At 71.0% G+C, this 23,172-nt stretch carries 21 protein-coding genes and 1 riboswitch; of the genes, 15 read left to right on the forward strand and 6 right to left on the reverse strand.

What is annotated here, in order from left to right; genetic code table 11:
- Positions 1-32 precede the first annotated feature (32 nt).
- The 3 genes from ACZ4VA_RS08535 (at position 33) to ACZ4VA_RS08545 (ending at position 3,174) form a co-directional block, all read left to right on the forward strand.
- Positions 33-1,286, forward strand: coding sequence for an acyl-CoA dehydrogenase family protein (locus ACZ4VA_RS08535; RefSeq protein WP_356172940.1), 1,254 nt, complete (start codon positions 33-35; stop codon positions 1,284-1,286).
- Complete coding sequence (locus ACZ4VA_RS08540; RefSeq protein ID WP_468080461.1) at positions 1,276-2,031, forward strand: HAD family hydrolase; 756 nt, start codon at positions 1,276-1,278, stop codon at positions 2,029-2,031. Before ACZ4VA_RS08535 ends, ACZ4VA_RS08540 begins: the two co-directional genes overlap by 11 nt.
- Before the next feature lie 300 nt (positions 2,032-2,331).
- Entirely contained in the window at positions 2,332-3,174 is an 843-nt protein-coding gene (locus tag ACZ4VA_RS08545; protein ID WP_468080463.1) for a MerR family transcriptional regulator, read from the forward strand.
- 49 nt (positions 3,175-3,223) lie between these two features.
- Here the strand turns inward: ACZ4VA_RS08545 and ACZ4VA_RS08550 are convergent, their stop codons facing one another.
- Positions 3,224-3,808 (reverse strand): sigma-70 family RNA polymerase sigma factor, encoded by a 585-nt coding sequence (locus ACZ4VA_RS08550; RefSeq protein WP_356172949.1) that lies wholly within the window; start codon positions 3,806-3,808, stop codon positions 3,224-3,226.
- Between the two features lie 303 nt (positions 3,809-4,111).
- Positions 4,112-7,267, reverse strand: coding sequence for an AfsR/SARP family transcriptional regulator (locus ACZ4VA_RS08555; RefSeq protein ID WP_468080465.1), 3,156 nt, complete (start codon positions 7,265-7,267; stop codon positions 4,112-4,114).
- Between the two features lie 285 nt (positions 7,268-7,552).
- Here ACZ4VA_RS08555 and ACZ4VA_RS08560 point away from each other — a divergent pair, with 285 nt between their 5' ends.
- The 6 genes from ACZ4VA_RS08560 to ACZ4VA_RS08585 all read left to right on the forward strand — a co-directional run bounded on the left by ACZ4VA_RS08560 (position 7,553) and on the right by ACZ4VA_RS08585 (position 14,726).
- On the forward strand, positions 7,553-8,719 hold the full coding sequence (locus ACZ4VA_RS08560; RefSeq protein WP_452924039.1) for a serine hydrolase domain-containing protein: 1,167 nt from the start codon (positions 7,553-7,555) through the stop codon (positions 8,717-8,719).
- Positions 8,720-9,055: 336 nt separating this feature from the next.
- On the forward strand, positions 9,056-9,886 hold the full coding sequence (locus ACZ4VA_RS08565) for an alpha/beta fold hydrolase (protein ID WP_355781564.1): 831 nt from the start codon (positions 9,056-9,058) through the stop codon (positions 9,884-9,886).
- A 135-nt stretch (positions 9,887-10,021) separates the two neighbouring features.
- Positions 10,022-10,855 (forward strand): alpha/beta fold hydrolase, encoded by an 834-nt coding sequence (locus tag ACZ4VA_RS08570; RefSeq protein ID WP_355781561.1) that lies wholly within the window; start codon positions 10,022-10,024, stop codon positions 10,853-10,855.
- 310 nt (positions 10,856-11,165) lie between these two features.
- Positions 11,166-11,597 (forward strand): hypothetical protein, encoded by a 432-nt coding sequence (locus ACZ4VA_RS08575; RefSeq protein WP_355781558.1) that lies wholly within the window; start codon positions 11,166-11,168, stop codon positions 11,595-11,597.
- Between the two features lie 20 nt (positions 11,598-11,617).
- Complete coding sequence (locus tag ACZ4VA_RS08580; protein WP_468080469.1) at positions 11,618-13,981, forward strand: hypothetical protein; 2,364 nt, start codon at positions 11,618-11,620, stop codon at positions 13,979-13,981.
- Positions 13,982-14,186: 205 nt separating this feature from the next.
- The gene (locus ACZ4VA_RS08585; protein WP_468080471.1) at positions 14,187-14,726 is read left to right on the forward strand and encodes a hypothetical protein; all 540 of its coding nucleotides are present in this window, start codon (positions 14,187-14,189) and stop codon (positions 14,724-14,726) included.
- 127 nt (positions 14,727-14,853) lie between these two features.
- On the opposite strand, the gene ACZ4VA_RS08590 is transcribed toward ACZ4VA_RS08585, so the two are convergent.
- The 3 genes from ACZ4VA_RS08590 to nicT all read right to left on the reverse strand — a co-directional run bounded on the left by ACZ4VA_RS08590 (position 14,854) and on the right by nicT (position 17,437).
- Positions 14,854-15,303, reverse strand: a complete 450-nt coding sequence (locus tag ACZ4VA_RS08590) for a Zn-ribbon domain-containing OB-fold protein (RefSeq protein WP_355793659.1) — start codon at positions 15,301-15,303, stop codon at positions 14,854-14,856.
- A gap of 104 nt (positions 15,304-15,407) precedes the next feature.
- Entirely contained in the window at positions 15,408-16,073 is a 666-nt protein-coding gene (locus tag ACZ4VA_RS08595; RefSeq protein ID WP_355793661.1) for a TetR family transcriptional regulator, read from the reverse strand.
- A gap of 263 nt (positions 16,074-16,336) precedes the next feature.
- Positions 16,337-17,437, reverse strand: a complete 1,101-nt coding sequence (nicT, locus tag ACZ4VA_RS08600; protein ID WP_389390286.1) for a Nickel transporter NicT — start codon at positions 17,435-17,437, stop codon at positions 16,337-16,339.
- 28 nt (positions 17,438-17,465) lie between these two features.
- Positions 17,466-17,704, reverse strand: a riboswitch (cobalamin riboswitch).
- Positions 17,705-17,785: 81 nt separating this feature from the next.
- Here nicT and ACZ4VA_RS08605 point away from each other — a divergent pair.
- The 5 genes from ACZ4VA_RS08605 (at position 17,786) to ACZ4VA_RS08625 (ending at position 21,623) form a co-directional block, all read left to right on the forward strand.
- Positions 17,786-18,145 (forward strand): ArsR/SmtB family transcription factor, encoded by a 360-nt coding sequence (locus ACZ4VA_RS08605; protein WP_355784434.1) that lies wholly within the window; start codon positions 17,786-17,788, stop codon positions 18,143-18,145.
- A 282-nt stretch (positions 18,146-18,427) separates the two neighbouring features.
- Entirely contained in the window at positions 18,428-18,817 is a 390-nt protein-coding gene (locus ACZ4VA_RS08610) for a cell division protein SepF (protein ID WP_355784432.1), read from the forward strand.
- 573 nt (positions 18,818-19,390) lie between these two features.
- Complete coding sequence (locus ACZ4VA_RS08615; RefSeq protein ID WP_356242002.1) at positions 19,391-20,626, forward strand: AAA family ATPase; 1,236 nt, start codon at positions 19,391-19,393, stop codon at positions 20,624-20,626.
- Positions 20,623-20,955, forward strand: a complete 333-nt coding sequence (locus tag ACZ4VA_RS08620) for a nucleotide pyrophosphohydrolase (protein ID WP_355784427.1) — start codon at positions 20,623-20,625, stop codon at positions 20,953-20,955. The genes ACZ4VA_RS08615 and ACZ4VA_RS08620 overlap by 4 nt, the downstream gene beginning before the upstream one ends.
- Before the next feature lie 191 nt (positions 20,956-21,146).
- Positions 21,147-21,623 (forward strand): DUF6099 family protein, encoded by a 477-nt coding sequence (locus ACZ4VA_RS08625; protein ID WP_355784424.1) that lies wholly within the window; start codon positions 21,147-21,149, stop codon positions 21,621-21,623.
- 36 nt (positions 21,624-21,659) lie between these two features.
- Here the strand turns inward: ACZ4VA_RS08625 and ACZ4VA_RS08630 are convergent, their stop codons facing one another.
- Positions 21,660-21,827 (reverse strand): hypothetical protein, encoded by a 168-nt coding sequence (locus ACZ4VA_RS08630; protein ID WP_355784422.1) that lies wholly within the window; start codon positions 21,825-21,827, stop codon positions 21,660-21,662.
- A gap of 239 nt (positions 21,828-22,066) precedes the next feature.
- Between ACZ4VA_RS08630 and ACZ4VA_RS08635 the strand changes: the two genes are divergently transcribed.
- Positions 22,067-22,990 (forward strand): LLM class F420-dependent oxidoreductase, encoded by a 924-nt coding sequence (locus tag ACZ4VA_RS08635; RefSeq protein WP_355784419.1) that lies wholly within the window; start codon positions 22,067-22,069, stop codon positions 22,988-22,990.
- Positions 22,991-23,172 lie beyond the last annotated feature (182 nt).

The raw sequence follows: 23,172 nt of genomic DNA on the forward strand, positions 1-23,172 counted from the left end.
AATTCTAGTCGTGGAGTAAAGGAGAGCGATAGGTGAACCGGCGTCAAATCTGCACAGGCCAGGGGGCACAGGGTGGCGCGCCGCGGGCGCGCGGGCAGCTGACGGGCGCCGTGGCCTCCGCCGCGGCACACGCGTCGGCGGCGGACGCCACCGGCAGGCTGTCACCGGAGACCGTCGCGCTGCTGACCCGCGCCGGCTTCGCCCGTCACTTCGTGCCCGGAGTCTGGCACGGCACCGAGGGAACCTTCAGCGACCTCCTCGCCGAGGTGGCGGCGATCGGCGAGGGATGCGCGTCCGCCGCGTGGTGCGCCGCCTTGTGGGCGACCCACGGCAGATACGCCGCCCACCTGCCCCTCGAGGGGCAGCTCGACCTGTGGGGCCGATCGCCCGATGTGCGGATCGCCGCCGGACTGCGGCCCTCCGGCTCGGCCGCCCGCTGCTCCGGAGGTTGGCTGCTCAGCGGCACCTGGGAGTGCGTCAGCGGGGTCGCGGACGCGGACTGGCTGCTGCTCGCGGCCCCGGAACCGGGGTTACCCGGCGGCCGGTGCCGGCTCTTCGCCGTCCCTGCCGCCGAGATCCAGGTACGGGAGACGTGGCGCAGCACCGGAATGCGCGGCACCGGCAGCCACACCGCGGTCCTCGACGGCCCGGTGGTGGTCCCCGACCACCGCACCTGCTCGCTGTCGGACGTGCTGGCGGGCTCTCCCGGGCCCGGACGGTCCCGCTGTCACACCGCCCCGGCACACCTGGGGACGGGACTGCTGCTGTGCGCGCCCGCCCTCGGGGCGGCCCGCCACGCCCTGCGGGAGTGGACCGCGTGGGCCGCGCGCAGGGGAGCCGTCCGACCCTTGGAGCGCGCCACGCTCCAGCTGACGCTGGCACAGTCGGCCGACGACATCGAGGCCGCCGAACTGCTGCTCGGGGACGCGGCGCTACGGGCCGACTCGGGCACCCGCGCCGAGCGGGACGTGGCCCGCAACCGCCGGGTCGCGGCGGCCGCCGCACAGCACCTGGTCACCGCCGTCGAGCGGCTGTTCCGCGCGGCCGGAACCCACGCATGCGGCGGCTCCGGGCCGCTCGAGCGCACCTGGCGCGACGTCCACGTGCTGGCCGCGCACCAGGCCGTGCGCCGGGACACCGCGGCGGCTTTCTACGCCGACTCGGTGTTCGCCGACTTCGAAGACCGTCCCGGGCAGGCGGCCGAACTGCCGGCGGCCTGCTCGGCGGCCGCGCCCCGGTTCATGGCGCACTCCGCGCCCGCGGAGGTGGTCGCCGGTGTCCACTGACACCCGCAGCGCGCGCGACCGGTCCCCGCTGCCCGCGACGCCGCCTCCCCGCCCCACGCCCTCCCGGCCCGCCGCGCGGACACGCCCCGAGGGCCCCCGCCGGCTGGTGTTCTTCGACGTGGACGAGACGCTGATCGGCCGCAAGAGCGGCCCGGACTTCCTCCGCGACCACTTCGCGCGGACGCACGGCGCGGACGGAGTGCGCCGGGCCGCCGAACTGCTCGGCACACTGGCCGGTCTGCCCCGCGCAGAGGCCAACCGCCGTTTCCACCGGGCCTTCCGGGGCTGCGCGGCCGCGGAGGCGGAGGCCGCGGCCCGCCGGTGGTACCAGGAGCACAGCCGGGCCGACGGCTTCTATCTCCCCACCACACTGGCCGCGCTGCGCCGGCACCGGGCCGAGGGCGCGTCCGTCGCCCTGGTCTCCGGCACCTTCCCGCCGCTGCTCGCCGTCATCGCCGAGGCGGTCGGGGCGCAGTTCGTCCTCGGCGCGAGACTCGAACGCTGCGGACCGCTGCTCACCGGTGAACTGATCGGCCCACCGGCCATCGGCGAGGGCAAGCGCACCCTGGTGCGCCGGCTCCTCGCCCGCCACCCCGACATCGACCCGGCCGACTGCTGGGCCTACGGCGACCATCCCTCCGACCTGCCCATGCTGGGCTGCGTGGGGCACGCGGTGATGGTCGCCCCGGACGGGACCCACACCACCGTGCCACCGCACGCCGCCGGGACCGACGGAGGCGGGTGACCGCGGCGGACCGCCGGCCGGGGTCTCAGGGGCCTGGCCGCGGGGATCGGGGCGGTGCGGCGCGGGGCGGTGCCGGCGCCGCCCCTTGAGGTGATCGGGCCGGGACACGTACGGAAGTCGACGGAGATCACCGTGACCCGCCCGGGACCTGGGGTTTCCGTAGCGTGTTCAAGCTCGCCGCTTTCCGAGGACGCATCACGGAGCCGGTGGGGAAGGGCGCCTGAGCGGGGGCGTTGAGAGCCGTGTCGGGCGGTCCTCGGTGCTTGACCTTGTAGTTGCCATAACGCTGAAGATGAAGCCATGTTGTCGATCGGTGATTTCAGCGAGATGTGCACTCTGCCGCCGCAGACGCTGCGGTACTACCACTCCGAGGGGCTGCTCGTCCCGGCCGACGTCGATGAGCGGACCGGCTACCGCTCGTACACGTTCCAGCAGGTCGAACAGGCCATGCTGATCACCGTCCTGCGCGGCACGGGGATGAGCGTGAAGCTCGTACGTCGTGCTCTCGACGAGCCGGAGGCGGCCCTCGACCTGCTGCGGCAGCACGCGGGAGAGGTACGGCGGCAGCGGGAGGCTCAGGACGAGGCGATCGACGACGCGCGGGAGTTCTTCACCTCGCCTCCCGAGGTGAGCCTGCGCCGGGTGGAGCAGATGACCGTGGTGTCCAGGCCCGTGCCGGGCCCGTCGGACGGGGGAGACGGGTTCGACTGGGACGCGGCCGACGTCGCTGTCGCCGAAACCGTTGAGGGCCTGGTCAAGGCGGTCGAGGCGTGCGGAGCCGTGGTGTCGGGGCGGCCGTGGCGGACCTTGGCCGCCGAGACCCCGGAGCAGAAGAGCCGGGCCCTCGCCGGTGAGGGGCCGCACTGGCTGGTGAAGCTCCCCGTCACGGCGGACGGGGGAGCGCAGGCGTCCCTGCCGGGCGATGCCGAGGTGCAGACCTTCGAGGCCCGGGACGAGCTGGCGATCTTCATCCCGGGCAAGAGCTCCATGGCCAAGTACGCCACCGCGCTCTCACGTCTGTTCACCCACCCTCTCGACGCCGCCTACGTCGATGTCTCCCGTATGCGCCAGGTGCTGCACGACGACGGTGTCGAGACCGCCGCCGCGATCCGCCGACTCGGCGAACCGGGCACGCCCGAATGAGCTGAGAGCGGTCGCGGTCGCGTCACGCCGGTGCGCCGCCCTGTCGTGGCTATCCCGCGAATACACCCTGCTTCTCCAGCGCCCTGCGCAGTGCCCGCACGGCGTAGAAGGCGCGGCTCTTCACGGTGCCGGGCGGGACACCGAGGTGTTCGGCCGCCTGGGCCACGCTGCATTCCAGGGAGTACATGAGGCGGATGACGGTCCGCTGCTGCTCGTTCAGTTCGCGCAGGGCCTTCAGCACCGCATGGGAGGTGATCGTGGCCTCCGTGCTGTCCCACGACGCGTCCAGGTCCTCGACCGGCATGAGTTCCAACGGCCGGTTCCGCCGGGCCCGGTGGTGGTCGATGACGAGGTTCCTCGCCACGGTGAACAGCCACGGCCGGATGTGGTCGCCGCGGGTGCCCAGGAACCGGCCGTGCTTCCAGGCGCGGGCCGCGGTCTCCTGGAGGATGTCCTCCGCCTTGTGCCAGTCGCCGTCCAGCAGCCGTGTGGCGTACCGGACGAGCAGCGGCCCGTACCGGTCGTAGACATCCCGTATGAAGGCATCGCTGTCGGCGGCGTCCGATGCGACGTGCTGGGTGTGCGCCCGAGGCGGAGCGAGAGTGGTGGTCCCCGCTTCCATGATCCCGTTCATGGGTGGTGCCCGTTCCTGTCAAGTGTCCTATGGCCTGCTCGCCCGCATGCGCGGTCGAGTGGCTCAACACTCGCGGGGGCCCCTTGGCCGAACCTTGTCGTCTTCTTGTCGTCTCCCGCGGCGACTCCTGTCGACCGCCTGTGCCTGGGCCGCTGTCGGTGCGACACGGGGTGAACCGCTGCCTTGTTGCGGGCGTTGACAACACAGGGACGCACCTGCGGGGTTCTCGGCGCACGGGCCGACCACCGACGTGGCGCCGGAACGAAAGGAACGTACGTGACCTGGACGGCCTCGGTCGGAGTCCTAGCTCGCAGTTCCCTCGTGCGGAACCGGGAGGCGATGGCTTCCGGCCGCCCTCTCCGGCACCGCGGGCGTGGGGTCCGCGTCCATGTCCAGGGCGGTGAGCCGGTCGCGGACCTGCTGGGCGCTGTGGCGCATGGCCCGTTCGTCGGCGTTTTCGAGCGCCTTGACCCAGTCCGCCCGTGCGCCTTCGCGGTCGCCCTGGGCCAGCCGCGTGTCCCCGAGCCGCATGAGTGTGCCGATGGCGTTCCTGTGGTCGCCCAGTTCCTCGAACGCCCGCGTCGCCCGCTGGTAGGTGGCCACCGATTCCTCGTGGCGGCCGAGTTCGCGGAGGATGTGGCCCACGATGTCCCATCCCTGTGCCAGCTGCCACGGCGCGTCCAGCCGCTGCAACAGGGCGATGCCCTCCTCGCTGAGCCGAAGGCTTTTCTCCAGCTGCCCCAAGTTGGCGTGGAACCACGCGAGTTCGAGGAGGCATTCGGCCAGCCACAACTCCTCACCGGTCTTCCGGGACAGCTCCAGTCCCCGCTCGGAGAACGCCACGGCCTCCGGGATCCGGCCGAACAGGAACAGCGCGCACGCCATGACGTAGTGGGCGCGCGCCTGTTCGCCGGTCGCGTCGAGCTGCTCGAAGATCGTGGTGGCGTGCCGCAGGTGCCGCAGGGCCTCGTCCTGGTGGCCGAGATAGCCGTGGATGCTGCCGAGATGGCGCAGGCAGAGCCCCTCTTCGAGCCGGTCGCCCTGGCGCCGGGCCACTTCGAGGGCGGGGGTCAGCGCGGCGATGGCTTCGGGCCAGAACTCCTGGCGTTGGAGATGTTCCTTGAACGACCAGGCCAGCCCGGTGGTGTGGTGGTCGAGCCCCTGGCTCACGGCGGAGTGGAGCAAGCCGTGCAGTACCCGGTGCTCGGCGATGAACCACCCGGTCGCCTGCTTGGCGTCGGTGAACCTCTCCGGGGTGACGCCCGGGCCCGGCTCCCCGAGATCGAGCTCAACCGTCGTGTCCTGCTTGAGCAGTTGGTTGGCCTCGTAGGCGGTGAACAGGTAGTGGTCCAGGACCCGCAGGGTGGCGTGGTGGCGTTCCTGGGCGGTGTCGTGGAGCTGGGCGAGTTCGCCGGCGTAGCAGCGGAGGAGGTCGTGCAGGCTGTAGCGGCCCGGCAGTGGCTGCTCAAGGAGGCAGGAACTGATCAGGGCGGCGAGTGCGCGGCGGGTCCGCGCGAGGGGGAGGCCGACGAGCCCGGCGGCGGCGGGAGCCGTGATGTGGGGGCCTGGGTGCAGGGCGAGGAGGCGGAAGAGCCGGGCCGCGTGCTCGTCCAGGGAGCGGTAGGACCAGGAGAAGACGGTGCGTACGTCGGTGGTGGTGTCGAAGCCGGTGAACGCGTCGAGGTCGCCGTGGGTCTGCTGCAGGTCGTCGACCATGGCGTGCAGGGGGAAGGACGGGTCGAGTTCGGCGCGGGCGGCGACCACGGCCATGGCCAGGGGGAGTCGTCCGCACAGGCGGATGATCTCGGTGGTGGCGGCGGGCTCTGCGGCCAACCGCTCGCGTCCCAGGCGGCGTTCGAGGGCTTGGTGGGCCTCGGCCTCCGAGGGCAGCGGCAGGGTGAGGGGTTTGGCGCCGTCGGTGGCGATCAAGCCGGGAAGCTGGTTGCGGCTCGTGATCAGGGTGAGGCAGCCCGCGCCCGCGGGGAGCAGGGGGCGCACTTGCTGCTCGTCGCGTGCGTTGTCCAGGACCAGGAGGATCCGCCGGTCGGCGAGGAGGCTGCGGAAGAGCGTGCCGCGGCCCGGGGTGTCCTCCGGGATGCGCTGCGCGGGGACGCCGAGGGCGGTGAGGAAGCCGTGCAGAACGGTGCCGGGATCGACGGCGGGTGCGTGGGGGTGGAAGCCGCAGAGGTTGGCGAAAAGCTGTCCGTCGGGGAAGGCCGAGGCGATGCGGTGGGCGTGGTGGACGGCGAAGGTGGTCTTGCCGACACCGGGAGCACCGCTGATGACGACGACGGACGCAGCCGTCGGTCCGGGCCGGTCGGGCGCACCGCTCACGGCCGACAGCCACGCACCTTCGGCGTCCCGTCCCGCGAACACCGGCAGGGCGCCAGGCAGTTGAGCCGGACGTACCAGGGACGACGGCTTGGTTCCGCTCTTCGCGGCCGGGTCGCGACGCGCGCCGGACCGGTCGGCCGCGTCAGCCGTTTCGTCGGTCCGACGCGCGTCGGACCAGCCGTCCGCGTCGGCCCCTTCCTCGGCGGCCGGGAAGGTGGACGCGGCTGTCCCGGCCTCCTCCGGCCCTCCGGACATGGCGGGCCCGATCGGATCGCGGCCGTGCCCGGTACCCCCGCCGGTCACGGATCCGTTCAGCCCACCGGCCGAGTGGAGGGGAGGCAGGTCGTGGTGGAGGATGCCCTGGTGCAGGGCGCGCAGGGGCGGGCCCGGTTCGAGGCCGAGTTCGTCGGCGAGGTGCCGACGCAGTTCCGTGTAGCGCTGAAGCGCCTCGGGGTGCCGGCCGGCGAGGTACAGGGCACGCAGCAGCAGAGCCCAGCCGGTTTCCCGCAGGGGATGCTCGGCGGTCAACTCCTGTGCCGCGTCCAGGGCTTCGGTGATCCTTCCCTGTATGAGCAGGGCGGTGGCGCGGATCTCGCGTGCGGTCTGCCGCAGTTCTTCCAGGCGTGCCGTCTCATGGGCGGCGAACAGGTGGTGCGCCGCGTCGGCGAACGCGGTGCCACGCCACAACTCCAGGGCCTTCCCGGCCTCTTGGACGACGTCTTCGGGCCGGTCCTGGTCCATGAACAGGCGGGCCTGGGCGACGGATCGCTCGAAACGTACGGTGTCACGGCTCTCGGGCGGCACGCGCAGCGCGTAGCCCAGAGGCTCGGTGACCAGTACGTCGAAGGTGCCCTCGCGGCGCAGGTGCTGGGGTTCCAGGACCGCGCGCAGCTTGCTGACGTGCGCGTGCAGGGAGTTCATAGCGCCGCCCGGGGTCCGGCCGGGCTGCTGCGGCCAGAGTTCCTCGCACAAGGTCTGGGGCGCGACCGCACGGCCGTCCGCGAGCAGCAGGCGGATCAGCAGCAGTCGCTGCCTGCGCCGACCCGGATCGAGCACCGTGCCCGCTCGCCGTACCACCAGCGGACCCAGCAGGCCGAAGTCGAGCCCCTGCCCCACAGCTGTCATCGCATCCACCCGGAATCCCGCTCGACCGCGCCACCATCAGGGGCACACCCATGACCGTGGTCCGCGGACGTGTGCGCGCCCCACGGTGTCCGGAGCGGCGAGGACCCCGTCGTCCGCTGCCCGCATACCGGACAAGACATTAGCAAGAGCCCATCCGGGCGATGACGCCGTAGGCGGCACGGTGCAGCTCGGCCGGGGGCCGTCCAGCTGCGACGCGGGGTGAACCGGCGTGCGGTCCACGCCGTTGTGTGACCGAACGGTCGTCGTCACGAGTGGGGAAAAGTCATGGTCACCGTCGAAGGAACGAGCACCGCCCGGTTCGAACCGGTCCGAGCGGCGCTGGCAGCGCACCTGGAGTCCGGCGAGGAGCTGGGGGCGTCGATCGCCGTCGACGTCGACGGAGTCATGGAGGTCGATCTGTGGGGAGGGCACACCGACGCGGCTCGGACCGTCCCGTGGCGCCAGGACACCTTGGTCAGCCTGTGGTCGACCACCAAGACCCTCAGCAGTCTGGCGGCCCTCGTCCTCGTCGACCGGGGCGCACTGGATCTTCACCGCCCGGTCGCGCACTACTGGCCCGAATTCGCCGCCCAGGGCAAGCAGGACATCGAGGTACGCCATGTCCTGGCCCACACCTCGGGGCTCTCCGGCTGGCAGCAGCCCTTCGCCATCGACGACCTCTACGACTGGCCGACCGCGAGCGCCCGGCTGGCCGCGCAGGCGCCCTGGTGGGAGCCGGGCAGTGCCTCGGGCTATCACGTGCAGACGCAGGGGCAGCTGATAGGAGAGCTCGTCCGGCGGGTCAGTGGCCGGACCCTGACCGAGTTCGTCGACACCGAGATCGCCCAGCCGGCCCAGGCCGACGTCCAGATCGGCGCGCGGAAGGCCGACTGGCCACGTATCGCCGAACTGGTGGCACCGTCGCAGGTCTCCGGGATACCCGCAGGCCTGGATCCCGAGGGGATCTTCACCAGGACGCTGCTCGGCAGCCCCGCCCGGGACGAGCACGTCGACACCCCGCAGTGGCGCCGTGCCGAACTCGGAGCCGTCAACGGACACGGCAACGCACGGGGTATGGCCCGCGCCCTCTCCGTGATCTCACGGCGCGGCCAGGTGAACGGCCGCCGGCTCCTCTCCGCGGACACGGTGGACCAGGCCCTCGACGTGCAGGCCGACGGAGTCGACCTGTTCCTGGGCGTTCCCGTGCGCTGGGGCCTCGGCTTCGCGCTCGCCGACGCGCGGACGATGCCGCACATGCCCACCGGGAGGATCTGCTTCTGGGTCGGCCGGGGCGGATCGATCGTCATGATGGACCTCGACCGGCGCGTCACGTTCTCGTACACGATGAACCGGCTGGGCGACGGAATCCTCGGCTCGGAGCGCACCCATGACTACATGCGGCAGGTCTACGAAGTCCTGGACTCCACGGACCGAGCACCTGCCGAGGACTGAGCACCGGCCGAACGCGGACTGAGCAGGGAACAGCGCCGCTTCCGGGGTGAACCGAGCCGGTCCTGCCGTCGTAGGACAAGACGCAGGGCACTTCACCCCGGCAGTCGGGGGCGGTGGTGCTCCAGGCCCAGGTGTGTCGTGGCCGGGCAGTCGCTCTCCTCGCCGCCGCGACGCGTCGCCCACCTCCTCCGGACCGCGCCGACCACTCGGCGCGGACAGAACTCGCGCCAACTCAGTTGCCGACAAAGGAAATCGGTGCTTCGTCCCTCGAACGCACCGCCCCGTTTCGCCGGGCCCGGTCAGGGCCGACGGCCAAGGAAAAAAGGACGTTCACGCATGCGCACCACTCTTCTCAGCCGCAGATCCGCCCTGCTCGGTGTCACAACCGCCGTAGGACTGTCCGTGGCCGCCGTCACCCTGCCCGGTACGGCCGGTGCGGCGCCCCTCCACCCGGAACGGCCGACGATCGTGCTGGAGCACGGGGCGTTCGCCGACGCCGCGAGCTGGGACGGCGTCGTCACGCGGTTGCAGCGTGCGGGCTACCCCGTGGTGGCCGCCGCCAACCCGTTGCGCGGTCCGGCGACCGATGCCGCCTACCTGCGCAGCGTCGTCGACCACATCGACGGGCCCGTGGTCCTGGTCGGCCATTCCTACGGCGGTACCGTCATCAGCCAGGCCGCCGCGGGACTGGAGGGCAAGGTGAAGGCGCTGGTCTACATCGCCGCGTTCCTGCCCGACGTCGGCGAGAGCTCGCTCGGGCTGACGAACGAGTTCCCGGGCAGCACCCTCGGCGAGGCGATCGAGTCCGTCAACTACACGTTGCCCGACGGCGGTCAGGGCGCCGACGTCTACATCAAGGCGGACAAGTTCCGCGGCCAGTTCGCCGCGGACGTGCCTGCGGACAAGGCCAGGCTCATGGCGGCCGGACAGCGTCCGATCGCCGCCGCCGCGCTGGAGGAGAAGTCGACGAAGGCCGCCTGGAAGACGATCCCCTCCTGGTCCCTGGTGACCACGGAGGACCTCAACATCCCTGTGGCCGCCCAGCGTTACATGTCGGCCCGCGCCGGAGCCCGCACCACGGTCATCGACGCGTCGCACGCGGTGTCGGTGTCCCGCCCCGACGCCGTGGCCCGCATCGTGGAGCGCGCGGCCCGCACGGTCCGCTGAACGACGGGACCGCCCCACCGCGGCCTCGGAGAACTCCGAAGCGTACGAACCTACCCGGGCACTTCACCACCCAACGCACTCCCCGCACACGGGAGTTCACATCCACCGCACTTCCCACCGAAAGGCAATAGCACCATGGCGTTCATCACCGTCGGCCAGGAGAACTCGACCGGCATCGAGCTGTACTACGAGGACCACGGCACCGGGCAGCCGGTCGTGCTGATCCACGGCTACCCGCTCGACGGCCACTCCTGGGAGAAGCAGTCCGCCGCCCTGCTGTCGGCCGGCTACCGCGTGATCACGTACGACCGTCGCGGTTTCGGCCGCTCCAGCCAGCCCACCACCGGCTACGACTACGACACCTTCGCCGCCGACCTGAACACGGTCCTCGAAACCCTCGACCTCCACGACGTCGTCCTGGTCGGCTTCTCCATGGGAACCGGTGAGGTCGGCCGTTACCTGGGCACCTACGGCTCCGCCCGCATAGCCAAGGCCGCCTTCCTCGCCTCCCTGGAACCCTTCCTGCTCAAGACCGACGACAACCCCGGCGGTGTCGACGGCGCCGTCTTCAAGGGCATCGAGGGGGCCGTCACAGCCGATCGCTACGCCTACTTCACCGCGTTCTACGAGGACTTCTACAACCTCGACGAGAACCTCGGCACCCGCATCAGCGAGGAGGCCGTCCGCAACAGCTGGAACGTCGCCGCCGGAGCCTCCGCGTACGCCTCCCTGGCCTGCGTCGCGACCTGGTCCACCGACTTCCGCGCCGACCTGCCCAAGATCGACGTCCCGGCGCTGATCCTGCACGGCACCGCCGACCGCATCCTGCCCATCGAGGCCACCGGCGCCCTCTTCAGCCAGGCGCTCCCGCAGGCCGACTACGTCGTCATCGAGGGCGCTCCCCACGGCCTGCTGTGGACCCACGCCCAGGAAGTCACCGAGGCTCTCCTCGCCTTCCTGGCCAAGTGACCAACGTCCGACGGTCTTCCCAGGAGGAGCGGGCGCGCGCCCCGTTACGCGGGAGAGGCCCGGGCGGGACCAGGTCGGCCGAGTGCGCGGCAAGCACGGTGATCGTGCGTGCCGCGCGGTACCGGGGTCCGTGAGCGGCACGGCGGAGTGCGCCGGTGCCGCGATCGAGGCCGTTTCCTGAGGGCCGTCCGGGCTTCGGGGTCTCAACCACCGTCCGTGCGTGGCCAGGTGATGGTAGAAGAGACAGGCGATCGAGGCGGGGGCAGCGACTCCGGTGACGTGGCCCACCCGGACGGACTTGGGGGAATTCATGACCTTCGCGCAAGAACGGCCCGAACCGCACGCGACGGCGGGCGAGCGGACCACCGCGATGCAGACGAACAGCATTCCGGCCGACGGCGGCGGAGGTGGTGGCGAGGGTGACCTGGTGGTCAACCGGGACGATCTCGGCGCGATCGGCAGCGACGCCTACGCCCTGCTGGGCCGGCTGACGAAAGAGGGCGACATCGCGCGTTCCTCCACGTTCGATGCGGCGACGGCGCTGACCAGCGGGAACTTCGCGAGCGGTGCGGCCGTGCTGAAAGTGCACGACTTCTGGCAGACCCACCTGAAGACGCTGCTGGACGCCTGCGCGCAGATCTCGAACCACCTGGATTACAGCAAGGCCCAGCACGCGAAGGACGACGCGAAGATCGAGGGGGACCTCACGCGGATCTCCGTGCTCACGGAATACTTGAAGTAGGGCTCGGGGGAGCGCACGTCATGCTGAAGTACGAGGACATCATCGACGCCCCGGTGGCGAAGCTCAAGGCTGCCGTCGACGACTGGTCGGAGATGGCGGGGAAGCTGGACAAGCTCGCCACCGAGGCCGCCGACGGGATGAAGGCGAAGGCGGACAAGGCGGCCTGGGAAGGCGTCAACGCCGGGGTCACCAGGGCGTTCATCGGCAAGACGGCCAAGGAGTTCGCGGACGCCGCGGCCGAGGCCAAGGGCGTGAAGCTGATCCTGGAAGAGGGCCACGCGGCCATCAAGAAGGCCAAGGACGAGCTGGTCGGCATCCGGGACCACGAGGGCCCCGCTGCGGGCGTCCACGTGGACGGCAAGGGCAAGGTCACCGCGCGGAACCCGTTGTCCGAGAACCACACGGCACGGCACGACCCCGACTACGCCACGTATCTGAAAGAGGAGAGGGAGAACATCGCGTCGTGGCAGAGGAGGATCGACCTCATCGTCGACAACTGCAACGACACCGACCTCTCCTTCAAGAACGCCCTCCAGGCCAACGTCACCGACCGCAAGGACTTCAGCGCGCCGACGTACACGAAGCTGGACCAGGAGGAGGCCGCCCGCGCCGCCTCTCTGGCGGCCAAGGGCCGGGACATCACCCACACCGAACTCGAGCAGCTCAACGAGTTGCTCAAGGACAACAGTTCGTCGCGGGAGTTCTCCAAGGACTTCTACGAGAAGCTCGGCCCCGAGAAGTCGCTCGCATTCTTCGGCCAGCTCTCCACGGACATCTACGGGTACGGCGGCAAGGCCGACCCGGAGCGCCTCAAGGACGTCCAGGAGCTCCAGAGAAACCTCGGCCTCAACCTGGCCACCGCCTCCCACGACAAGGAATTCACCGACAAGTGGGGTCCGCAGCTCCGCAAGTTGGGCACGGAGCACATTCCGCTGGCCAAGCACGACTACGGCGGGCCGTTCGGATACCAGCTGCTCGGCGGGATCATGCGGTACGGGAACTACGACGCGAGGTTCCTCAACCCGATCGCCGAACACGTGGCGCAGCTGCACGCGAAGGACCCGTACATGTTCGCCCAGAACAAGGTGGTGAACAGTTCGTTCAAGAACCCGTTCAACCCCTCCGGTGTGAACGGGGCCGGCTACGACCCGGCCACCGCCATGCTGGAAGCGCTCGGCAACAGTCCGGAAGCGGCGAAGAGGTTCTTCGCCGACCCGCCGACCGCGTACAACGAGGACGGCACGGTCGATCACGGTGCCACGGCCGACCTGGGAAAGAACAAGGACGGCGAGGCGATCGACAACTACCTCGACTTCTTCGGCAACGAGGAGTGGGAGTCCTTCGGCGACGCCAACTCCTCCGGCGAGAAGGAGCTCAAGGCGGCGCTCGATCAGATGCCCGATGCCCTCGGCCACGCCTTGGAGGCAGCGACTCTCGGCTACCCCGCGGGGCACCCGGACGCCGGCGTGGTCCGGGACGAGGACAACGCCGCGGTCATGCAGCAGGTCATGGAGAAGTACGCCGCGGACCCGGGTCTCCTCAAGGAGCACCAGGAGGCGATGGCCGACAGCCTGGGCGTCATGGGCGCCGGCTACATCGACGACGTCAACTGGGCGTTGGCCAAGAACGATCCGGACAGCGTGTTCGCGCCGGGCAAGAACCCGGACGGGCACCTCGACTTCGCTGACACGGTGGACAGGAACGGGCGGAGCGTCGTCCGGGGCTTCCTCAGCACCCTCGGCCAGCACCCGGACGCCTACGCGACGGTCTCGACCGCGGAGCAGGTCTACACCCGCAGCGTGCTGGAGGGGACAGTGGGCCCGGACGGAAAGATCGACGACGAGGTCGCTGCCAGGGCCAGGGCGACCGTGCGTGTGGGCGCCGAGGTGCAGGGCATGCTCGACCAGTCCCGTGCCGACCAGGTGGAGGCGACGAACCTCAAGACCCACGAGGACTACGAGAAGGCGGTCGCCAAGCGGTCGGGCTGGGTCGAGTTCGGGGCCACGGCGGGCATCGCGGCGGGCGTCGCCTTCCTGCCCGCGACCGCGGCCGTGGGCACGGCCGCGGTGCTCATCCCGCTGGCGACCGATACCGCCAGTGGTGCTGCCGAACAGGTCATCGGGCAGATGGTCGGTGACATCTCCGACAACTCGGTCGATGAGCACAAGGAGAAGACGGAGGAACTCACCCGCGCGGAGAAGACGAAGATCTACTCCGCGGGGGAGAGCATGGCGGAGGCGCCGATGGAGGACTTCCTGCGACGTCACGGCCTGGACGACGCCAGAAACACGGTCGGGCAGGATCTGCGTGAGTCGACGGTGATCGGTTACGGGCTCGGCAACGACCGGGAGAACCAGCAGGGCAACGACCCGGAGACCGGCTGAGTCCGTGGACGGCCGAGAGTACGGAAGGATACGGACAGTGATCAGTCGTAGGTCGGTACGCGGGAGACTCCTCGTCACGGTCGTGGCCGGCTCGTTGCTTCTCGGCGCCTCCGGTTGTGGAGGGGACGGAGATGCGGAGGGAACTCCGAAAACTCCGAAGGACTACAAGGTGGTTGGGGGGACACGGCTGTGCGGTGGCAAGGCTGTGTCCGCCGAGGCGTCTCGGGCGCTGAAGGTGATCACGGGGTCGTCGCGGTTCGAGGCGTCGGCGAAGGAGTACACCGTCGCACAGGCCGCAGCGGACCTTGTCGAGGAGTTCCCGGTCCCCACCGTGACCAAAGACGTGTGCCGCGTCCATCTGCCCATCGGCACGCCGGACTTCGTGCTCAGGATCACGTGGAAGCTGGTCGACGGCCCTCCGACGGACGAACCGCCGGCCCCGAAGTTCACCGTGCTGAAGATGGGAGAGGACGCCCTGGCCGCGGCGGACATGGCGTACGTCCAATTCGCATGCCGGAGCCCCAGGTTGTCCGACGCGTCGAGGTCGGGTCACGTCCTCATCGGCGTCCAGCGCTGGGGGATGCCGCAGGAGCCCGAAGGTGACACCAGGGCATTGAAGGAGGCCTACGCCACCGTGGCCCACTCCGTCTCGCTCGCCATGGCCGAGGAGTTGCGCTGCGAAAAAGACGGCGGGCTTCCTGCTCGGGCGGTGCTGGATCCCGTGGAGCCGCGTCATACGCAGTGATCCGGCCCGGTACTGTCCCGGGCCCGCCCCGTTCCTGTGACGGGGGCGGGGTGCACGGACGCCGTAGGAGCCTATTGTCTTCGCCGGTGAGCGTGACAAGGCCCCCGTCGGCCCGGGGTGAGGGCCGTCAGGGGCGCAGGCCGTACGGGTCGTCGCAGAGTTCGAAGACCGGCTCGCCGCGGACCGGGTCCTCGGCGACGGTGAGCCGGACGCGGCCGCCCGGGTGGATGGCGATGAACGGCCCCTTCACGCGGCCGCGGACGGTGAAACCCTCCGCCATCTCGATCAGGGAGACGTTGCGCGCGGCCGGGGTGTTGCGGCGGACCACGGTCGTGCGGCGCACGATGCCGGTGCCCTGGCTGCGTTCGGTGCGCAGGTCGCTCGACGCGCAGACCGGACACAGCAGCCGGTGGAACATGGTGGTCCCGCACCAGCGACAGCGCTGGAAGGCGAGGCGTTCCTCGCTCGACTTGCCGGCCCAGGCGGGGGCGCCGCTCTCGACGGGGACGGTGGCGTTGCTCTCAGGGACGTCGGCGTCCAGCACGTCCGCCGCGATCCCGATTCCCGGGTGGAACACGATGTCATCTCCCTGCGCTCGGCCGGAATCTGATGTGCTCGGATCGCCGTGCACGCGCCACAGAGTATGGCACTCAGTGCCAGTCGTAAAGGCACTGCGTACCCTCAATCGGTCCAGACGGACTCGATCTCCTTGACGACCCGCCACATGGGGACCCCGCGCCGGGCCACCAGGACCACCACGTCCTCGCCCTCCTCCGTACGCGCCACCGGGCCCTCCGTGCCGAACGTCCGCCGCACGTAGTCCAGGGCCCGGTCCACGAAGGCGTCGGCGTCCCCCTCGCCGTCCGCGCGCAGCCAGGAACGCAGGGCGTTGTTGTGGGCCGCGACCACGGCGGCGGCGATCACGTCGGCGTGCAGGGTGCCGTCACGCCGGTCGGTGAGACGGGTCCGCAGGTGGTCGGCTAGGGCACGCTCGTAGCGCCACACCACGGAGAGCTCGTACGCCCGCAGCCCGGGCACCCGCTTGGTCAGCCGGTAACGCTGCACGGAGAACGTCGGGTTCTCCGCGTACATCCGCAGGACGAGCCGGGCCGCGTCGCAGACGCGCGCGACGGGGTCGTCCTGCGGCGGGCCGGACTCCAGGAACTCGGTCATCTCCGCGAGACAGCGTTCGTGGTCCGGGAAGACCACGTCCTCCTTCGACGGGAAGTACCGGAAGAACGACCGTCGGCCCACCCCGGCCAGCGCGACGATGTCGTCGACCGTCGTCTGCTCGTACCCCCGCTCCAGGAACAGCCGGAACGCGGCCGCGACCAGGGCGTCGCGCATCGGCGGCTTCGGCGCCCCCGCGCCGGCCGACGGACCCCCGGGGGATGTCTCGCTCATGCGGCGAAACTAGCATCGGCGGTATCGAGGTGACACTCAGTGCCTGGTGGGGAGGGGACTGAGTGTCATGCGTGTTCCGGGTGCGGAGTCGGCCCCGTGCCAATAGGGCTCCGGCGCCCGCCACGCTCGCCCGGCCCCCTGCGCTCCGGCGCCCGCCACTGTCGCCGGCCCCCCGGCGCTCCGGCGCTGAGGCTCGCGGCCCCGTCTCAGCCGCCGTCGGCCGGGCGGACCGCCCAGCGCTGCTCGACCCTGGCAAGGCGCCAGTACGCGAGCGCGGCGGCCCAGACGATCACGAAGAGGCCGACGATGATGAAGCCCACGTTGTCGAGGTCTAGGTCCGCGATCCAGCCGGTGACCGCGTCCCGCAGGTCGAGCTTGTCGTGCAGGACGCCGACCAGCTCGATGGTGCCGATCAGGAACGCGACCGCGATCGACAGCCCCGTGATGGTGAGGTTGTAGAACACCTTGCGCACGGGGTTCGAGAAGGCCCACTGGTAGGCGAAGTTCATGAACGTGCCGTCCAGCGTGTCGAAGAGGCTCATGCCCGCCGCGAACAGCAGCGGCAGGCACAGGATCGCGTACCAGGGCAGCCCGGCCGCCGCCCCGCTGCCCGCCATCACCATCAGCGTCACCTCGGTCGCGGTGTCGAAGCCGAGGCCGAACAGGAAGCCCAGCGGGAACATCTGCCCGGGACGGCTGATGGACTTGGTGAAACGGCCGAGGATCCGGTTCATGAACCCCCGTGAATCCAGGTGCTCTTCGAGCTGCCGCTCGTCGTACGTCCCCTCCCGCATCGCCCGGAAGACCCGCAGAATGCCCATCAGGGCAACGAGGTTGAGCGCCGCGATGAGGTACAGGAACATGCCGGAGACGGTCGTACCCATGACGCCCAGCACCTGGTGCGTGCGCGAGCCCTCGTTCATGATGCGTCCGGCGAGCTGGGTGCCGCCCGCGATCAGCGCGGCCAGGACGACCACCACGCTGGAGTGACCGAGCGCGAACCAGAACCCCACGGACACCGGCCTCTTGCCGTCCGCCATCAGCTTGCGCGTGGTGTTGTCGATGGCCGCTATGTGGTCGGCGTCGAAGGCGTGCCGCATGCCCAGGGTGTACGCCGTGACGCCGAGCCCGATGCCGAAGGCCTTGGAGCCGACCTCGTAGTGCGCCGGAACGACCAGCAGGAACAGCACACCGAACGCGACGACGTGCAGTGCGGCGATCACCGCCAGCAGACCGGCGGTCCGGACGGTGTCCTCGCGCCGCCACTGGAAGACGGTGGGGCCCGTGGGCCCGGTGGGCAGGGTCATGCGGTCACGCTCCAGCACCTCGTGGATCACTTCGTGAGATGCCGTGGCCGGTCTCCTGGCTTGCGGGTACCTCCCGCGCGAGCCGAAGCCGAGCGTGGTGGAGGGTCGACGCGCCCGCCCCTGCCTTCCCGGCCGTCCGGCCAGTGGCGCCGCCCTGGGGCGGCACGGGACGAGAACTCCCCGATCACAGTGGCGAGGGCCGCTCCGGACTGAGCCCCTGAAAGGCTGTCACCGGTCTTCCCGAACACCACGACGCGCCAACCTTAGGTGCCGCCCGTGAACGGCTGCAAGCCTGCACAGTTGCGCAGGTATCCAAGATCACACGGCGCCTCCTGGAAGAATGCCGCCATGCATCTCGTCCCCGCCGACCGTGCCGGCCGGCGCACCATCGACGGCCACCGGGTCTGCGACGCCGTGGCCGCCATCGGCGAACCCACGGCGGTACGCGCGTGGGCCGACCGCTTCTCGCTGCTCGCCGACCCCGGCCGGCTCGCTCTCCTGCTGGCGCTGCACCGGGCCGGGCCCCTGGCCGTCTCCGACCTCGCCGTCGCCACGGGCATGAACGACCCGGCCGTGTCGCAGGCGTTGCGGCTGCTGCGTACGGCGGAGGTCGTCGTCGGCGAGAGGCAGGGCCGCGTCGTGCGCTACCGGCTCGTCGACGCCCCGACCGCCGCGCTGCTGGAACACTGCGGCACGGGCCTCGCCTGAATCCGGCACGACAGCCCCGACAGTCCGAGCCCGACGGCTCGACAGTCCGAGAGACCGACGGCTCGACGGCTCGGTAGCCCGACCGCCCGTAGGTCCGACCGCCCGGTGGTTACCGGCAGTTACGGCAGTTCGGCGGCCCGGTCCGCTGTCTCCCGGCCGTTCAGAGCCCTTCTCCGGCAAGGAGAACCGTCGCGTACCGTGTCGCTGTTCGGCCGAACGGGTGACCATGCGTAAGAATTGCCCGGTGCAGACAACCATGGCGAGCCAGGGCGGGGATGGCCAGTGAACAGCCACGACGTCACCGATGAACAGTGGGAAGGGCTCGCCCAGGTCGTTCCGTTGCGCGGCCGGGACGCCTGGCCTTCCGCCGTCGGCCACCGGGCGATACCCGAGGCCGCGACCGAGACCAGGCGGCGCTTCGTCGTGCTGCGGGTCAATGTGTTCGCGGACGCCCGCGAGGTCGCAGAGACACTCATGGCGGGCATCCCCGTCCTGCTCGACCTGACGGGCGCCGAGACCGATGTCGCCAAGCGGGTGCTGGACTTCAGCACGGGCGTCGTCTTCGGCCTGGCGAGCGGGATGCACCGGGTCGACCGCAACGTGTTCCTGCTGACACCGCCGGGCACCGAGGTGCAGGGGTTGATGGAGGGGGTCGGGGTTCCGGGGCTGTGACGTGGACGTTCCCGGCGCGGTCGGGCACTCGCGGGTGACCTGCCGAGGGGCGGCCGGACGGTAGCCGGGGCCGCGTGATCAACGGGCGTGATCCCTCGAACGAAGGAAGGTCGCCCGGGTGGAACGGTTCGCCTCCCGGCGGAGTCCTACCGTCCGGATATGACCGTGCCGCCTTTGCCTCCCCTTCAGCCTGTTCAGCCCGTTCGTTCGGTTCAGTCCCTTCGGGTTGTTCCATCCGTTCCGTCCACTTCATCTGGCCGACCGGTTCGGCCGGTTCAGTGCGTTGAGCCCGATGGACCCGGTGAGTCCCTTTCTCCCGTCGGGTACCGCGTGGATGCCGCGGGGCGTCCGGGCCGGTTCGGCGCCCCGAAGCCGACCGGGCGGGAGGTGCCGGTCGAGCCGGCCGCGCAGGAGCGGGTCCCCGAACCGCGAGCGGCGGGGGCAGGGGCGCGACCGGCGGGTGCGGGGATGCCCGTACGGGGAAACGGGGTGGCCGGCCGGACGGGGCCGCTGGGGGTTGGGTCCGCGGGTCTCGACGAACGTGAGTCGGATCGGTCGCGCGAGCTGCGTCAGTTGGATCAGCCGCGTGACGCGCGTGAACCGCGCGAGTCCCACGAGCAGTGTGAGCCGCGCCAGGCCGTACCGGCAGGTGCCGCCGAGGCGGGTTCCGCCGCGCCGAGTCCTCAGCCGGCCCGGCCGGAACGGCCGAGCGTCACCCACCTGCGGCTCTCCGCCTTCGCCGGGCACCGCGCCGCCGACTTCACGCTGGGACGGCTGACCCTCTTCGCGGGCCCCAGCGGCAGCGGCAAGTCCAGTGCGTTACGGGCGTACGAGGCGCTGGCGCGGCTCGGTGGCGGGGCCGAGCTGTGCGAGGTGTTCCCCGACTCGGCCGCCTGTGTACCCGAGGGGGCCCGCCCGGACGCCCAACGTCGGCGCGGCTTCCGTATCGGCTGTACGGCCGACGGCCCCGAAGGGCCGGTCCGGCTCGACCTCGCCGTACAGGCCGAACCCGAACTGCGCATCGTGGGCGAACGGTTGACCGCGGGCGGACTCGTCCTGCTGGAGACGGCGCTGCGGGACCCCAGCCGCCCGGTCGTCCAGGCCGCCTGGCACACGGCGGGCTCGTCCCCCGTGACCCGGGGCCCACTCCCCGACGACCGCCTCGGCACCGCCCTGCTGCCCCTGCGCGTCGCGGGCAAGACCGACGGGCAGCGCCAAGTGCTCGCCGCCGCCGAGCAGATGGTGATCGCGCTGCGCTCCGTCTTCCCCTGTGACCCGCGCCCGCCGTACATGCGCGCACCCGTGCCGGTCGGCGGCGGGCGCCTGCTGCCCGGCTGCGACAACCTCGCCGACGTGCTCTGGCGCACCCGGACCGAGTGCTCCCGCCGGCACGGGCTGCTCGTCCAGGCGGTCCGCGCAGGCTGCGCGGGCCCCATCGCCGACCTGCTCGCCGAACCCCTGCGTGACGGCACCGTCCGCGGGTTGCTCGACCGGGGCGACGGCCGTCGTACGGACGTGGGGCTGCTGGGGGACGGTGAGTTGAGGTATCTCGCGCTGGCCCTGGTACTGCTCACCGGGCCCGGAGTGCTGGAGGTGGACCCCGCCGGTGAGGTCCCCGCGGCGCTCCAGACGCTGACCGTACTGGCCGACGGCTTCGACCGCTGCATGGACGCCCGGCAGGCGGGGGAGCTGCTGCGGCTCGCGGCGCGGATGTGCGAGCGGGGGCACATCCGGCTGGTCGGGGCCGTGAGCGACGCGTCGTGGGCGGCGGAGGTGGAGGGAGTGACGGTGGTAGACCTGGGGGTGTGACGGAACTGGACGTGGCGCGGTTGCAGCGCCGACTGGGCGAGTTCGCGGCCGTACGCAACTGGCAGCCCTACCACACCCCCAAGAACCTGGCCGCCGCGCTCAGCGTGGAGGCGTCCGAACTGCTGGAGATCTTCCAGTGGTTGACGCCGGAGGAGTCGGCCCGCGTGATGGACGACCCGGACACCGCGCACCGGGTGACCGACGAAGTCGCGGACGTGCTCGCGTATCTCCTCCAGCTGTGCGCGGTGCTCGACGTGGATCCGCTCGCCGCGCTGGACGCCAAGATCGACCGCAACGAACGCCGATTCCCGGCTCCGGACAGCCCCTGACCGACGCCCGCCCCGCCCCGCACGCCCTCCTTCTGTCACTCTCAGTAGTGGTTGAGTTGTCCACAGTCGATTCTCTGTCCACAGATTTCGGGCTTCCTCTGGCTTTTCGTCCCCCGCGCCCTCACTCTGGGTAGTGGACAGCGGAGTTCGGGCGGACGTGTGAAAGCGCGTCGGACAGACGGGGGCAGCGCATGGACGCGGTGCGGCTCATCGTGACGAGCAGGCGTGCCCTGGCGGGAAGCAGCGAAATGCCGGAGATCATGAGGGAGGTGTGGCAGGCGCAGGCCCTGGCACAGGCGATCGGCAGTCGTCTGGCCGTCTCCGGGCCTCCCGAATTACGCGGCGAGGCGCTGGGGCTCACGGAGTTGGCGGGAAGAGGCTGCGGCGTACTGGACGCGCCGTCGCTCGGAGTGGGCGACCTGCGGGCCGCCCAGCTCACGGACCTGGGTGACGCCCGGCAGACCCTCCTCGACCTCGGGGGCCTGCTCGGCGAGGTCGGCATCGCGCTCGTCGGCATCGCCTGCGCGGCCGACGACGAGGGGACCTACTGGCAGTGCATGGAGGCGATCGACGCGGCCGACGAGTCCCGCGACAGGGTGCTGGAGATGCTGCGGCGCCTCGCGGTCCGGGAGGAGGAGGTGGTGGAGCGGGACCGTGCGGCGGGGTGAGGCGCGCCCCGCTCCCACAGCACCCCCGGAGTGACCTCAAGCCCCGGACGAGTCCGGGCTCTCCGGCCGCGTACCCGTGGACTGGAGGTGGGCGTCGAGCCGCGACAGGTCCGCGTTGAGTGCCGCCATCAGTTCCTCCATCTGCTGCAGGAGCCCCTTCGACGGATCGGGCACCGCCTGCTCCGGCACGGCTTCCTGGGACATGACGGCCTCCTCGGCCCTTGGCCCCTGAAGACGGGGCCGGCGCGGGTGACGCACCGGCGGCCGCCGGCAACGGGCGCCGGGCGGTCCGGCTCCGTCCGAGGCAACGATCACCGGTGGACGGGGTCACTGGCGCGGATCGGCGCCGTGCCCGGAGCTGACGGGTTTTCACCCGACCGTGGAAGGGGGTGACCGGCGGGACCGGTGGCGTTGACGCGCATCCGAGCGTGCAGGATGGAGGTATGGATCTTCGCATCTTCACCGAGCCCCAGCAGGGCGCCACCTACGACACCCTTCTCACTGTCGCCAAGGCCACCGAAGACCTCGGCTTCGATGCCTTTTTCCGCTCCGACCACTACCTCCGCATGGGCGCGGCGGACGGCCTCCCGGGGCCCACCGACGCCTGGATCACCCTGGCCGGACTCGCCCGTGAGACCCGGCGCATCCGGCTCGGCACGCTGATGACGGCGGGTACCTTCCGGCTGCCGGGTGTGCTCGCCATCCAGGTCGCGCAGGTGGACCAGATGTCGGGCGGCCGCGTCGAACTGGGCCTGGGCGCGGGCTGGTTCGAGGAGGAGCACAAGGCGTACGGCATCCCGTTCCCGAAGGAGAAGTTCGCACGCCTGGAGGAGCAGCTCGCGATCGTCACCGGTCTGTGGGCGACCGAGGTCGGCGAGACCTTCGACCACCACGGCACGTACTACGACCTCACGGACTCGCCCGCGCTCCCCAAGCCGGCGCAGGCGAAGATTCCCGTCCTGATCGGCGGTCACGGCGCGACCCGCACTCCGCGGCTCGCCGCGCAGTACGCCGACGAGTTCAACATCCCGTTCGCCTCCGTCGAGGACAGTGAGCGGCAGTTCGGCCGGGTGCGGGCCGCCGCGGAGCGGGCCGGCCGCAAGGCCGACGACCTGGTGTACTCCAACGCGCTGGTGGCCTGCGTAGGCAAGGACGACCAGGAGGTGGCCCGTCGTGCCGCCGCGATCGGCCGTGACGTCGACGAGCTCAAGGCCAACGGTCTCGCGGGTTCCCCCGACGAGGTGGTCGACAAGATCGGGCGGTACGCGGAGATCGGTGCCCGGCGTGTCTACCTCCAGATCCTCGACCTCGACGACCTGGACCACCTCGAACTCATCTCGGCGCAGGTGCAGTCGCAGCTGTCGTAGGGCTGTCGTTGCCTCGGGGGCGCTGACTGGGCACAGGGCAGCGCCCCCGAGGCCCAACGTGCGCCGGCCCCTCGGTGACCCGCTGACGACACCTCCGCGACACGACGGCACAGGCGTGACGAAAAATCCCCGAGGGTACCGCGGGGGGTCCCTGTAAGTTGAGCGGGCGCGCCGGGCCGTGA

The sequence above is a fragment of the Streptomyces sp. NPDC028308 genome (genome assembly GCF_055565855.1).

Excerpts from the sequence above, each read along its gene's own strand:
- ACZ4VA_RS08545 (WP_468080463.1), top strand. The coding sequence starts at position 2,332 with ATGTTGTCGATCGGTGATTTCAGCGAGATGTGCACTCTGCCGCCGCAG.
- ACZ4VA_RS08550 (WP_356172949.1), bottom strand. The coding sequence starts at position 3,808 with ATGAACGGGATCATGGAAGCGGGGACCACCACTCTCGCTCCGCCTCGG.
- ACZ4VA_RS08555 (WP_468080465.1), bottom strand. The coding sequence starts at position 7,267 with ATGACAGCTGTGGGGCAGGGGCTCGACTTCGGCCTGCTGGGTCCGCTG.
- ACZ4VA_RS08560 (WP_452924039.1), top strand. The coding sequence starts at position 7,553 with ATGGTCACCGTCGAAGGAACGAGCACCGCCCGGTTCGAACCGGTCCGA.
- ACZ4VA_RS08565 (WP_355781564.1), top strand. The coding sequence starts at position 9,056 with ATGCGCACCACTCTTCTCAGCCGCAGATCCGCCCTGCTCGGTGTCACA.
- ACZ4VA_RS08570 (WP_355781561.1), top strand. The coding sequence starts at position 10,022 with ATGGCGTTCATCACCGTCGGCCAGGAGAACTCGACCGGCATCGAGCTG.
- ACZ4VA_RS08575 (WP_355781558.1), top strand. The coding sequence starts at position 11,166 with ATGACCTTCGCGCAAGAACGGCCCGAACCGCACGCGACGGCGGGCGAG.
- ACZ4VA_RS08580 (WP_468080469.1), top strand. The coding sequence starts at position 11,618 with ATGCTGAAGTACGAGGACATCATCGACGCCCCGGTGGCGAAGCTCAAG.
- ACZ4VA_RS08595 (WP_355793661.1), bottom strand. The coding sequence starts at position 16,073 with ATGCGCGACGCCCTGGTCGCGGCCGCGTTCCGGCTGTTCCTGGAGCGG.
- nicT (WP_389390286.1), bottom strand. The coding sequence starts at position 17,437 with ATGACCCTGCCCACCGGGCCCACGGGCCCCACCGTCTTCCAGTGGCGG.
- ACZ4VA_RS08605 (WP_355784434.1), top strand. The coding sequence starts at position 17,786 with ATGCATCTCGTCCCCGCCGACCGTGCCGGCCGGCGCACCATCGACGGC.
- ACZ4VA_RS08625 (WP_355784424.1), top strand. The coding sequence starts at position 21,147 with ATGGACGCGGTGCGGCTCATCGTGACGAGCAGGCGTGCCCTGGCGGGA.
- ACZ4VA_RS08630 (WP_355784422.1), bottom strand. The coding sequence starts at position 21,827 with ATGTCCCAGGAAGCCGTGCCGGAGCAGGCGGTGCCCGATCCGTCGAAG.
- ACZ4VA_RS08635 (WP_355784419.1), top strand. The coding sequence starts at position 22,067 with ATGGATCTTCGCATCTTCACCGAGCCCCAGCAGGGCGCCACCTACGAC.